At 69.5% G+C, this 11,462-nt stretch carries 11 protein-coding genes; 8 read left to right on the forward strand and 3 right to left on the reverse strand.

Annotated features, from left to right (window positions below; all coding sequences use genetic code 11):
* Positions 1–101 precede the first annotated feature (101 nt).
* The 6 genes from WMF43_RS07910 to WMF43_RS07935 all read left to right on the forward strand — a co-directional run bounded on the left by WMF43_RS07910 (position 102) and on the right by WMF43_RS07935 (position 6,526).
* Entirely contained in the window at positions 102–1,406 is a 1,305-nt protein-coding gene (locus WMF43_RS07910) for a hypothetical protein (RefSeq protein WP_437678763.1), read from the forward strand.
* Between the two features lie 160 nt (positions 1,407–1,566).
* Positions 1,567–2,646, forward strand: a complete 1,080-nt coding sequence (locus tag WMF43_RS07915) for an ABC transporter substrate-binding protein (RefSeq protein WP_437678765.1) — start codon at positions 1,567–1,569, stop codon at positions 2,644–2,646.
* A 77-nt stretch (positions 2,647–2,723) separates the two neighbouring features.
* Positions 2,724–3,584, forward strand: coding sequence for an ABC transporter permease (locus WMF43_RS07920; protein WP_437678767.1), 861 nt, complete (start codon positions 2,724–2,726; stop codon positions 3,582–3,584).
* 21 nt (positions 3,585–3,605) lie between these two features.
* A complete protein-coding gene (locus tag WMF43_RS07925) occupies positions 3,606–4,388 on the forward strand; it encodes an ABC transporter permease (RefSeq protein ID WP_437678769.1) in 783 nt (260 codons plus the stop codon).
* A 19-nt stretch (positions 4,389–4,407) separates the two neighbouring features.
* Positions 4,408–5,163, forward strand: coding sequence for an ABC transporter ATP-binding protein (locus WMF43_RS07930; protein ID WP_437678772.1), 756 nt, complete (start codon positions 4,408–4,410; stop codon positions 5,161–5,163).
* 220 nt (positions 5,164–5,383) lie between these two features.
* Positions 5,384–6,526, forward strand: a complete 1,143-nt coding sequence (locus tag WMF43_RS07935) for a sigma-54 interaction domain-containing protein (protein ID WP_437683965.1) — start codon at positions 5,384–5,386, stop codon at positions 6,524–6,526.
* A 45-nt stretch (positions 6,527–6,571) separates the two neighbouring features.
* Here WMF43_RS07935 and WMF43_RS07940 read toward each other — a convergent pair whose 3' ends face one another.
* Together WMF43_RS07940 and WMF43_RS07945 are read right to left on the reverse strand one after the other, a co-directional pair.
* The gene (locus tag WMF43_RS07940; protein WP_437678773.1) at positions 6,572–7,600 is read right to left on the reverse strand and encodes a hypothetical protein; all 1,029 of its coding nucleotides are present in this window, start codon (positions 7,598–7,600) and stop codon (positions 6,572–6,574) included.
* Between the two features lie 222 nt (positions 7,601–7,822).
* Positions 7,823–8,293 (reverse strand): thioredoxin family protein, encoded by a 471-nt coding sequence (locus tag WMF43_RS07945; protein ID WP_437678775.1) that lies wholly within the window; start codon positions 8,291–8,293, stop codon positions 7,823–7,825.
* Between the two features lie 132 nt (positions 8,294–8,425).
* Between WMF43_RS07945 and WMF43_RS07950 the strand changes: the two genes are divergently transcribed.
* Positions 8,426–8,683, forward strand: a complete 258-nt coding sequence (locus WMF43_RS07950; protein WP_437678777.1) for a hypothetical protein — start codon at positions 8,426–8,428, stop codon at positions 8,681–8,683.
* Positions 8,684–8,759: 76 nt separating this feature from the next.
* On the opposite strand, the gene WMF43_RS07955 is transcribed toward WMF43_RS07950, so the two are convergent.
* On the reverse strand, positions 8,760–9,221 hold the full coding sequence (locus tag WMF43_RS07955) for an SRPBCC family protein (protein WP_437678778.1): 462 nt from the start codon (positions 9,219–9,221) through the stop codon (positions 8,760–8,762).
* A 251-nt stretch (positions 9,222–9,472) separates the two neighbouring features.
* Here WMF43_RS07955 and WMF43_RS07960 point away from each other — a divergent pair, with 251 nt between their 5' ends.
* Positions 9,473–11,446, forward strand: coding sequence for a protein kinase domain-containing protein (locus WMF43_RS07960; protein ID WP_437678780.1), 1,974 nt, complete (start codon positions 9,473–9,475; stop codon positions 11,444–11,446).
* The last annotated feature ends 16 nt before the right edge of the window (positions 11,447–11,462 follow it).

The raw sequence follows: 11,462 nt of genomic DNA on the forward strand, positions 1-11,462 counted from the left end.
AAGGCGCCGCGGCCCCGGCGCCAGGCGCTGCCGCCCCGGCTCCGGGCGGCGCTGGCGCAGCCCCGGCGCAAGGCGCCTCAGCCCCACCTGGCGCCATCGGCGTGCCCCCGGTGACCACGCCGGGCGCCCCGGGGGTGCCGTCGCCCGCCGGGGACGCGACGGGGGAAACCTTCGTCGAGCCCGACCCCAACATCGCCACCCAGGACGACCTGCAAGGGCTGCGCTCCGACCTCGAGAACTTCAAGTTCCAGTGGCAGCGCGAGCGCGACCTCCACACCGCCATCTCGACCCGCTCTCTCACCATCGGAGGCGTCGTCCAGACGCGCATCGGCTGGACGGATCAGCCGGTCACCACCGCGACCTCCAACGACCGCCATGTGACGTTCGATCTTGGCGCGGCGATCCTGTCGTTCAACGGGATCCTCTACAAGGACTACGAGGAAGGCCGCAACCTGACCTACTCGCTGCGCTTCGGCTCCTCGCCGCAGCAGGCGAGCAACAACAGCTTCCTCAACCTGCTCGACGCGCAGATCGCGTACTCCCTCACCCCCACGCTCGGCCCCGAGGACTGGATCCTGCAAGTCACGCTCGGACAGCAGCTCCTGCCGTTCGGCCTGGAGGTGCCGGCGAACGAGGAGCTCAAGCCGGTCATCACCAACGCGCAGTTCACGACGAAGCTCGGGCTGAACCGGCGCGACCTCGGGCTCATCGTGCGGGGCGATATCCTGCCGCAGGTGGACTACGGGTACAACTACCGGGCGCCGATCCTCGCTTACGCGGTGGGCATCGTCAACGGGAGCGGCCCGAACACGCCCGACGACAACACCGAGAAGGACATCATCGGGCGCCTCGCGTTCACGGTGCCGAGCGATTACAACTCCATCCTGCGGCAGATCACGCTGGGCGGGAGCGTCTATATCGGCTGGCAGAACACCTTCCTCAAGGACGAGAAGAAGACGCTGTCCGGGAAGGGCATCAAGCAAAGGTACGGCGCCGACATCTACTACAACCACTACCCGATCGGCGTCACCTACGAGTTCATCTACGGCCGGGACGACGCGACGCTCGGGACGACGGCGGAAGACCCCCAGAAGACGAGGCAGACGAGCCTGTCGCACGTCGCGACCTTCTTCTACAACTGGGGCGAGCAGTTCCTGCGCGGCTACCGGAACCAGGGTCGTTACGACGACTGGTGGCCGAAGACCTACCAGCCGTTCATCCGCGTCGATCTCTTCGATCCGAGCACCGAGGTGCTGGAGAACCGGGTCGACGTCTACACGCTCGGCTTCAATCTCTTCTTCGCCGAGACGACAAAGTTCCAGCTTAACTTCAATCGCAGGGACGACCGCACGAACAAGGAAGGAGCCCAGCACGAGCTCCTTGCGCAGCTCCAGGGCGGCTTCTAGAGCGATGCTCCCCCGCTTCGGATACGGGCCCACCTCGACGTTTTCGGTGCTCGGCGTCCTTTCGTACGCCCGCGCGCCGAAAACGCCGATCTGAGCCCGTCTCCTGTGCGGTGGAGCGTCGCTCGGACGGCAGGATGCAGAGGATTCAGAGAGGAAATTCATGAAACGAGCAGTATTCATCTTGCAGATCTTGATCGCGGCGCTCCTCACGTTCTCGTCCCACGTGGCGAGGGCGGACGCGCCGGCGACCATCCGTATCGCGTTCGCCGGCGTGGGCATCGGCAACCGTCCCTTCGTCGGCGGCAGCAGCCTCAGCGTGGTGCACGCACGGGGGCTCCTCGAGGAGGAGTTCAAGAAGGACAACATCAAGATTGCGTGGTCCTTCTTCAGGGGCGCTGGCCCCGCCGTGAACGAGGCGTACGCGAACGGACTCATCGATTTCGCCCTTCAGGGAGACCTGCCGTCGAGCATCGGACGCGCAGGGGGGCTGAAGACGAAGCTCCTCGCGGGGGTGTCGACGCGACAGCACACGTACCTGGCGGTCCCCGCCGACTCGTCGATCTCGTCGCTCGCGGACCTCAAGGGGAAGAAGGTCGCCTTCTTCAAGGGGACGAACTCCCAGCTCGCGGTCAACAAGATCCTCGCGGGGGTCGGGCTGTCGGAGCGCGACCTCCGGGTCCTCAACATGGACACCGCGACCGCCAAGGCGGCGCTGGCCACCAAGGACATCGACGCGGCGTTCGGCGGGTCCGACCTGCTCGCGCTCCAGGACCAGGGCGTCGCCAAGATCGTGTACACCACCAAGAACGACTCGCCGGCCTACCTGCGGCACGCCCACCTCATCGTCACCGAGGACTTCGCGAACAAGTACCCGGACGTGACCAGGCGCGTCGTGAAGGTCGTCGTGCAGGCCGCCCACTGGATCGCGGAGAACGAGGCCAACCCGGCGCCCGTCTACCAGCTCTGGTCCAAGTCGGGGGTCCCGTACTCGAACTACAAGGCCGACCTGGTGGGCGACTCGCTCAAGGTGCGCGCGAGCCCGCTGTTCGATGAATACCTGATCTCGCGCTACAAGGCAGCGGTCGCCGACGCCAAGCGGTTCGGCCTCATCCGGAACACCTTCGACGTCGACTCGTGGATCGACCTCCGGTTCCTGAACGCGGCCCTCAAGGAGCTGAACCTCGAGGGCTACTGGCCAGAGTTCGACGCGAACGGGAAGGTCAAACGCCCGGGCAGGTGACGAGGGGCGCGCGCCGCCGCGGCGGCGCGGCGGCGCGCAAGACAACGGCGGTCGTCCGCGAAAGAGAGGTACACGACATGACGCAGCAGTCGATCCAAGAAAGCCACGCCGAGACCGCCTACGAGCTCGCCGCGCCGGAGCCGGAGTTGCCCGCGGGCCACGCCGCGCGGGTCCTGTCGCGGCGGGTGGGCAACGTCGCCGTGGGGCTCATCTTCCCGGCGGCGCTCCTCCTTGCGTGGAGCTTCGCCGCGCAGCGCGAGCTCGTCCCCCCGCAGATCCTGCCCGCCCCGGGGCTCGTCTGGCAGACGTTGACCGAGCTCGCGAGCTCGGGAGATCTGCACACGAACATCCTCATCAGCCTCGAGCGCGTCTTCGGCGGCTTCGCTGCCGGCGGCGCGGCGGGCCTCGTGCTCGGCATCGCCATGGGCCTCTCGCGGCGGATCGAGGACTACCTCCACCCGTTCTTCAGGGCGGTCGCGCAGGTCCCCGTGCTCGGGTGGCTCCCGCTGCTCATGATGCTGGTCGGCATCGGCGAGGCGCTGAAGCTGATCATCATCGCGACGGCCAGCCTGGTCCCCGTGGCGCTGAACACGCTCCAGGGCATCAAGGGCGTCCCGCGGTCGTACATCGAGGTCGCCCGGGTCTTCCGGTTCAGCCATGCGGCGCTGCTCCGGAAGGTCGTGCTCCCCGCCGCGGTCCCGTCCATCGCCGTCGGCATCCGGTACGGCCTCACCCAGGCGTGGCTGTCGCTCGTGACCGTCGAGCTGCTCGCGTCCTCCGAGGGCGTCGGGTTCTTGATCGTGTGGGGGCGCCAGCTCTTCCAGCTCGACGTCGTGCTCGCGGCGATCCTGGTCGTCGGGATCCTCGGGCTCGCGCTCGACAAGGGGCTCGCGCTGATCGAGGCCCGCCTCCTCCGCTGGCGGCGCGCCGCCCTGTAACACCTCGAGAGGGATCGAACGATGAGCGCTCTCACCCATGCTCTTACGGCCCCGCGGCTCCGGCGCGGCCTGGTCCTGCCCGTCTTCCTCCTCTTCGCCTGGATCGTGGTCTGCCGCTACGAGCTCGCCAACACCCACATCCTTGTCCCGCCGCTCAAGGTCTGGGAGACCGCGAAGGCCCAGATCGCGAGCGGCGACCTCTGGAAGCACCTCGAGGCCAGCTTGACGAGGAACCTCCTCGGGCTGTCGCTCGGCACCTTCGCCGGCGTCCTGGTCGGCGGCCTGCTCGCCCTCTCGCGCACCGCCGATAAGCTCTTCTCGCCGAGCTTCCACGCCGCGAAGCAGGTCGCGCTGTTCGCGTGGATCCCGCTCATGTCCGTGTGGCTCGGCGTGGGCGAGCCGGCGAAGATCGCGTTCATCGCGCTCTCGGCCTTCTACCCGGTCGTCGTGAATACCTACGAGGGCGTCCGGAGCGTCAGCGTGGAGCACGTCGAGGTGGCGCGCGTCCTCCGCTTCACGCGGTGGCAGATCCTCCGCAAGGTCCTCCTGCCTTCCGCCACGCCGTCGCTCTTCGCGGGCGTCCACCAGGCGCTCATCTATGCGTGGCTCGGCACCCTCGGGGCCGAGTACCTGCTCGAGCCGGCGCCCGGCATCGGCAGCCTCATGGTCGAGGGCCGCGAGCAGTTCGCCATGGATGTGGTGCTGGTCGGGCTGGTCGTGTCCGGCCTGGTCGGCTTCGGCTTGAACGTGCTGGCCACGGCCGCGGAAGACCGCCTGCTGCGGTGGCGCGTCCGCAACGTCTGAAGGTCTCAAGGAGAAAGTCATGAGCTCGCCCGGAGTCATCAACATTCGTGATGTCAGCAAGAAGTACGTGGTGAAGGACGAGTCGCTGCAGGTCCTCCAGGGGATCGGGCTCACCATCGAGCCTGGCGAGTTCGTCAGCGTCGTGGGCACGAGCGGCTGCGGCAAGTCGACGCTCCTGCGGCTCCTCATCGGGCTCGACAGCGACTACGAGGGCGAGATCCTCGTCGGCGGCAAGCGCGTGGAGGGGACGAGCCTCGACCGGGGCATCGTCTTCCAGGAGCACCGGCTGTTCCCGTGGCTCACGATCGAGGAGAACGTCGCGCTCGGGCTCGAGAACTCGAGGTGGACGGCGCCCGAGCGGAAGAAGACGATCGACGAGCACCTCGAGCTCGTGGGGCTGTCGAGCTTCAAGCGGGCCTATCCGCACCAGCTCTCCGGCGGCATGGCGCAGCGGGCGGCGATCGCGCGCGGGCTGGTCAACCGGCCCGGCATCCTGCTCCTCGACGAGCCGTTCGGCGCGCTCGACGCGCTGACCCGCGCGAAGCTGCAGCAGGAGCTCCAGCGCATCTGGCAGAAGGAGGGGATCACGATGGTCCTCGTGACCCACGACGTCGAGGAGGCCGTGTTCCTGGGCGACCGGGTGGTGGTGCTCGAGCCGCGCCCCGGGAGGATCAAGCGCGTCGTGCCCGTGAACGTGCCGCACCCGAGGTCCCGCACCGATCAGGTGATCAAGGATCTCACCGACGAGGTGCGCGGCTACCTGCTGACGTCGTAGCGAAGGCGAGAAGCCCGGGCGCGTCGGGGAGTCCGAGCTCGCCTGGGGGGTCGCGCTCGCCTGGGGGGCCGAGCTCGCCTGGGGGTCGCGCTCGCCTGGGGTGGAGCGCGCGCCGAGGGCACGTTCAGGCCACGCCTTAGGATCAATCCTGGCGCGCGGCATGGTCATCCGTTATACTGGACGAACCATCTGCTATCATGGTGAGTGAAGCCCGATGACGATGCCGCTGCTGACGCTTCCCAACCCCGGCGCCCTGGCCCTTTCCCTCCGCGCGAAGGCGCTGGTCTTCGAGGATCCCCGGTCGCAGGCCATCCTCGACCGGATCCGGCAGCTCTCGCCCAGCGACGCGACCCTGCTCGTGACCGGGGAGACCGGCACGGGGAAGGAGCTGGTCGCGCGGCACATCCATGCGCTGAGCCACCGCCGCGGCCGGCCCTTCGTAGCGGTGAACTGCGGCGCCTGGTCGGAGTCGCTGGTGGAGAGCGAGCTGTTCGGCCACGAGAAGGGCGCCTTCACGGGGGCGACGACGTCGAAGGCCGGCTGGTTCGAGGCGGCGGACGGCGGGACGTTGTTCCTCGACGAGATCGGGGATCTCTCGCTGCCGCTCCAGGTGAAGCTGCTCCGGGTGCTGCAGGAGCGCGAGGTGGTGCGGCTCGGCTCGCGGCAGCCGATCCCCATCGACGTGCGGCTCATCGCGGCGACGAACGTCGACCTGGAGGAGGCGGTGACCGCGCGGAAGTTCCGCGAGGATCTCTTCTACCGCCTCAACGTCGCGACGCTCTCGCTCCCGCCGCTGCGCGAGCGGCCGGGCGACATCCTCCCGCTCGCGCGCTACTTCATCGATCTCTACGCCCGCCGGCTCGGCGCGGCGCCGGCGGCGCTCACGACGGAGGCGGCGGCGCGGCTCCTGGAGCACCCCTGGCCCGGGAACATCCGGGAGCTCGAGAACGCCATCCATCACGCGCTCCTCGTCTGCAAGGGCAGCCAGATCGTCGCCGCGGACCTGCGCCTCACGGCGCTCCAGCCGAAGTCGGCGTCGTCGAGCCCGCCGCCCTCGGAGCGGGGGACGCCGGTCGCGTCGCAGGTGAGGCCGACGCCGCAGGCGGCGTCGCTGGAGGGCGCGCTGCTCGCGCTGTTCGAGCAGAACCTGCCGAACCTGCACGAGCAGATCGAGGAGACGATCATCCGGACCGCGTACCGCTACTGCGACCGGAACCAGCTCCAGACGGCGCGGCTGCTCGGCATCAGCAGGAACATCGTGCGCGCTCGGCTCGCGCAGTTCGGCGAGCTCGCCCGCTACCGCGCGTCCCGCGGCGTCGCTGCCCGCGCCGCGTTCGGGGCGGGCGACCCTCGCTCGACGTAGCGCGCTCCCCGGCTCAGGGCCGCGGGGGCGCCCGCAGGCCCCGGCTCAGGGCCGCGGCCCGCCTGCTGGCCGCGCGCGCCGTGGCGCCGGGGGGCGGGCCCTCGTGCCCGAGATCTTCGCCCCGAGCGCCTCGCGCACGGTCGTGGCCGTGGCAGCCTGCGCGATCCACCGGTCGAGCTTCGCCGTGTCGGCGCAGGCCCGGATGCGCGCCTCGTCGTCCTGCGAGGGCGAGAGGCCGCGCGCCCGCAGCAGCGTGAGCAGCGCCTCTTGCCGGCCCCTGGCCTCGCCCTCGGCGCGCCCCTTGGCCTCGCCCTCGGCGCGCCCCTTGGCCTCGCCCTCGGCGCGCCCCTTGGCCTCGCCCTCGGCGCGCCCCTTCTTCCGCCCCTGCGATTCGAGGAAGAGGCGCAGCTTCCTCGCAGCCGGCGTTTCGGGGATCTTGTCGGGGTTCATCGAGGCCTCCCTGAGGAGCGCCAGCATGCGCTCGCTGAGCACGGACAAGATCGCACGCTGCTGTGCACCCCGCAACGGGCGCGGCAGCCGCTCGGTCAGCTCGAACGCCCGCTCCACCACGGCGCGCGCCCGGGGCCCATGGCGGTGCTGCATCGCCCACGCCGCGAAGAGCGCGAGCTCCGGGTGGCGCTCGTCGAGGAGCCTCTTGCTCTCGGAGGGGCCGAGGTGAAGCACGACCGGCTTGAGCTGGAGCACGGTCCCGAGCCGCGTGCGCACGCAAGCCACACGCTCGGCCCAGCGGGCGACGGCGCGGCGCGCGGTGATGACCACCACGTCGCCAGGCGCGCCGGTCTGATTGAAGAGCAGGCTGGCCGCGAGCGGCCACCGCCGGCGCTTGGCCGGATCGACGCTGCGCTGCAGCTCGACCAGGACCCAGCGACGCCGGCCGCCCTGAAGCACGAGGTCGAGCCGCAGCTCCGCAGGCTTGACGAAGCGGACCGTGGCGTCGGCCGGCTTGAGGCTCCGCGGCAGCGTCACGCCCGTGAGCTTGGCGACGAGCGCGCCGAGCAACCCCGGCTGCTCGCGCAGCGCGACGATCAGGACCTCGTGCGGTGTGCTCGGCACGAGGCCGTGACTACGCCGGAAGGGAGGGGACCGGCCAAGTTCCGAACGTAGTCTCGAGAGACGTGTTTGCGCCTCCCCTGGACGCGCAGAACCTGAAACGAACGCAGCGCTCTACACGGAATACAGCGCGCTTCTGCCCGGAAACCGAGGACGTGGATCTGTGCCTCTGCAGTCCCGTTCTCGCGTCTATTTCTCCTCGATCCAGGAGGAGCCGGGAGCGGGTCAGCGGCTGGCGCCGGCGCCGCTCGCGTGTGGGGCGGGCTGCGCGGCCCGGGTCGCGATCCAGCGCTCTAGATCGGCGCGGGAGGTCACACCGGCGCGCCGGTCCACCTCTCGCCCCCCGTGGAACAGCACGAAGGCCGGCACCCCCTGGATGCGCCGGCGCCGGGCCTCCTCGGAGTTCGCGTCGACATCGACCTTGAAGACCAGGAGCTTGCCGGCGTTCCTGCGACCCAGCTCCTCGACGGCCGGCGCCACCATCCGGCAGGGACCGCACCAGGTGGCCCAGTAGTCGACCAGGATGGGAATGGGAGAGCCCTCGATGGCCTGCGCGAGCGCGGCGCCGTCCACCGCCTGCGGAGCGCCGGTCGTGTCGAGCTGGGCCTTGCAGCGGCCACAGCGGGGCCCGTCGTTCACCCGCTCGTCCGCCACCCGGTTGATCGAGCTGCAGCCTCCGCATCGGTAGATAGCCATACCCGTTCTCCTTGCGTCGCTTGCGTCACTTGCGTCGCCGCGTGTGCGCGCTGCTCGAGTGATCTTGGATCCGACGCCGATCTTGGCAAGACGAGGGCTTTACAGTCGGCGATCGGGCTCCAGGCTCGAGGAATGGAACCGACGAAACAGCAGGGGAACAAGACCAAGCAGGCTGAGCCGCATGTCGGTGGCGAGCAGCAGGAGCCGGGGGCGCCGACGCGGCAGCTGAACGACGAGACCACCCAGGGCGCGAGCGACGTCGAGGAGATCGCTCGCCAGCAGGGCACGTCGCAGAGGGGATACACGGCGGACGGACCGCACGAAGACCGGCCAGCGCAGTTCGATCCGGCGCACCCGGGCGGCCGGCCGGAGGGTGATCCGCGCCGCTGAAGAAGGGCCGAGGGCAGGGGACGCCGCGCCGCGCTTGCGGGCCTGGACGGCGCGCGGCGCGACGACCGTGCGCCGGCTACGGCGGCGGCGCCCCCTCGCAGGCCCGCCGCGTCACCTCGTGGCGGTAGTCGAACATGCGCTCGAGCTTGCGCCGGACGAAGTGGCTTCCGCCGAGCCGACCGAGGGCGCCGAACGGCAGCTCGTACTCCACGTGATCGGTCAGGTAGCTGCCGCCCGCGCCGTCGGGGTCCACGCGGTGGGTGTGGACCCAGCGCTTGAAGGGACCGCTGCGCTGCGTGTCCTGGAACATCCGGCCCGGCTCGTACTGCGTGTGCTCGGCGACCCAGCGCAGCGGGACGGGGCCCACGCGCACCTCCACCACCACGCGCGCGCCGACCAGGATGCCGCCGGTCTTCTCCACGACCCGCGCCTGCTCCCAGGGGGGCGTGAGCCGCTCGAGGGCGTCAGGCTCCTCGTGAAAGGCGAAGACCCGCTCTGGAGGGGCGGCGATGCGCGTGCGCTTCTCGAAGATGGGCATGAGGCGAGCATGGATCGCGGCTTCGGGTCGCGCCCGTGCGGCCCGGGGCGCGCCCCGCACGTCCGAGAGCGCGAGGGGCAACTCCACGGCAGTCACCGCGCCCCGGAACGCATCGCGCGCCCCGCGCCGCCTCATCGCCGGCAGGATCCACGACGCTGACGCCGCCACCCGAGCGCAGGACGGTGATGTGAGTAGATTTACAAAAACGCACCGTTGACGCTCTCTCCATGCTACATGTAGCGTTGTAAGTCATGGCGGATCCCATCGTCGCCGGCAGGTATATACTGAAAAGACGCATCGGCGAAGGCGGCATGGGTCAGGTATGGGAGGCCGAGGATTCCAGCCTGAAGCGGTGCGTCGCGCTCAAGCTGATGAGCGCTGCGCAGGTGGACTGGACACCGGCCCGCATTCGCTTCGAGCGAGAGGCTACGGCGATCGCACGGCTCCGCGACCCGCATGTCGTCAGCATCTATGATTATGGCATCGATCGCGGCCGCCCCTATATCGCGATGGAGCTCCTCGACGGCGAGGACCTCCAGGCGCGACTCAGCCGGGTCAAGCGGCTCCCGCTCAGCGCGGTAGCGTCCGTCGTGACGCAGGTGGCGCGCGGCCTCGCAGCTGCGCACGCCGCGGGCATCGTGCACCGCGACCTGAAGCCGGCGAACGTGCTCTTCGCGCGGACCGAGGCTGCGGAGACGGTGAAGATCCTCGATTTCGGCGTCGCCGCGATGCTCACGGGCTGCGACTCGGTCGATCTCACCTGCCCTGGGGACCTCGTGGGGACGCCGGCGTACATGAGCCCTGAGCAGGTTCGCGACTCCACGGTGGACCACCGGAGCGACCTGTGGTCGCTGGGGATCATGGCCTATCACGCGCTCACCGGCGAGCTGCCGTTCACAGGGAAAGGGGTAGGCAGCCTCGTCATCAGCATCTGCACGGATCCGTTCCCTCCCCCCTCCGGCCTCTTGCCCGAGCTGTCGCGCGAGGTCGACCGCTTCTTCGTGCGCGCGCTCGCCAAGGACCCGACTCAGCGCTTCCAGTCGGCGCGCGAGCTCGCCGCGGCGTTCGCCTCGCTCGGCGACGAGGCCAGGCTGCGCTCCGCCAAGATCCTGGTCGTCGACGATGAGCCCGACACCGAGTTCCTCGTGAAGCATATTTTTCGTCGGCAGATCCAGGAAGGGATCTACGAGATCTCCTTCGCCGCCGACGGCGAGCGCGCCCTCGACGCGCTTCGCGCCGATCCGGACATCGACGTCATCCTCACCGACATCAACATGCCCCGCATGGACGGGCTCACGTTGCTCTCCCATATCGGCGAGGTGAACCCGTATGCGCGGGCGGTGGTCGTGTCGGCGTACGGGGACATGAAGAACATTCGCGCCGCGATGAACCGCGGCGCTTTCGACTTCGTGACCAAGCCCGTCAATCCCAAGGACCTCCAGCTCACGGTCCACAAGACGTACAGCCAGGTGAACGAGCTGCGCAAGAGCGCTCGATCCATCCAGGAGAACAACACCCTGAGGATGTTCGTGAGCCCGCTCGTCATCGAGCGACTCCGGAGCGCTGATGGACTGGGAGCCTGGGAGAGCGTGAAAGGCTCTGTCATCTTCATCCAGCTCGCCGGCCTCCACGACGCGGCGGGGAAGAAGCTGGACGAGGCGATACGGTCGCTGAACGCGAGCTTCGAGGTCATCGTGCCTGAGCTCACGACGCGAGGCGGAGTGGTCGACAGGTTCGTCAGAGACGCGGTGGTGGTCATCTTCCGCGGTCCGAGCCACCTCGCGAACGCGCTCGACGCGTGCCTGGCTGTCCGCTCGCAGCTCGAGACCCTGAACCACCGCGCAGGGAAGGATTCTCCGCTCGCTCGCGCCCTGTCCATCGGCGTGGCGGCGGGCGAGATCATCCTCGGCGAGGTCGGCTCCAGGTCCTGCGGGCGACTCGACTATGCCGCCATGGGCGAGGCGGCGAGCGTCGCCGCCCAGCTGGCGGCGATGGCCGCGCCCAACGAGATCCTCCTGAGCGGCGACGCCTGCGCGGACGAAGGTTCGCTCTTCCAGAACACGCCGCGCGGGGAGCACGCCTTCGTGGGCGCCAGCGGACCCCGACAGATCGTCGAGATCGTCTCCCGGAGGTCGCACACGGCGCCGGCGATCACCTCCTCCGCTCAGGCCGACCGCGAGACGGTCGCCGTGGGGGAGCCCGTGACCCGGCGGATTCGATCCTGACGGGTTCGCTCGCCAT

Origin of the sequence: Sorangium sp. So ce131 (assembly GCF_051519095.1) — a bacterium.
GTDB lineage: Bacteria > Myxococcota_A > Polyangia > Polyangiales > Polyangiaceae > Sorangium.

Bases quoted from the DNA above. Each gene is read 5' to 3' on its own strand.
- WMF43_RS07945 (WP_437678775.1), bottom strand. From the start codon at position 8,293: ATGGCTATCTACCGATGCGGAGGCTGCAGCTCGATCAACCGGGTGGCG.
- WMF43_RS07935 (WP_437683965.1), top strand. From the start codon at position 5,384: ATGCCGCTGCTGACGCTTCCCAACCCCGGCGCCCTGGCCCTTTCCCTC.
- WMF43_RS07955 (WP_437678778.1), bottom strand. From the start codon at position 9,221: ATGCCCATCTTCGAGAAGCGCACGCGCATCGCCGCCCCTCCAGAGCGG.
- WMF43_RS07960 (WP_437678780.1), top strand. From the start codon at position 9,473: ATGGCGGATCCCATCGTCGCCGGCAGGTATATACTGAAAAGACGCATC.
- WMF43_RS07920 (WP_437678767.1), top strand. From the start codon at position 2,724: ATGACGCAGCAGTCGATCCAAGAAAGCCACGCCGAGACCGCCTACGAG.
- WMF43_RS07950 (WP_437678777.1), top strand. From the start codon at position 8,426: ATGGAACCGACGAAACAGCAGGGGAACAAGACCAAGCAGGCTGAGCCG.
- WMF43_RS07925 (WP_437678769.1), top strand. From the start codon at position 3,606: ATGAGCGCTCTCACCCATGCTCTTACGGCCCCGCGGCTCCGGCGCGGC.
- WMF43_RS07915 (WP_437678765.1), top strand. From the start codon at position 1,567: ATGAAACGAGCAGTATTCATCTTGCAGATCTTGATCGCGGCGCTCCTC.
- WMF43_RS07930 (WP_437678772.1), top strand. From the start codon at position 4,408: ATGAGCTCGCCCGGAGTCATCAACATTCGTGATGTCAGCAAGAAGTAC.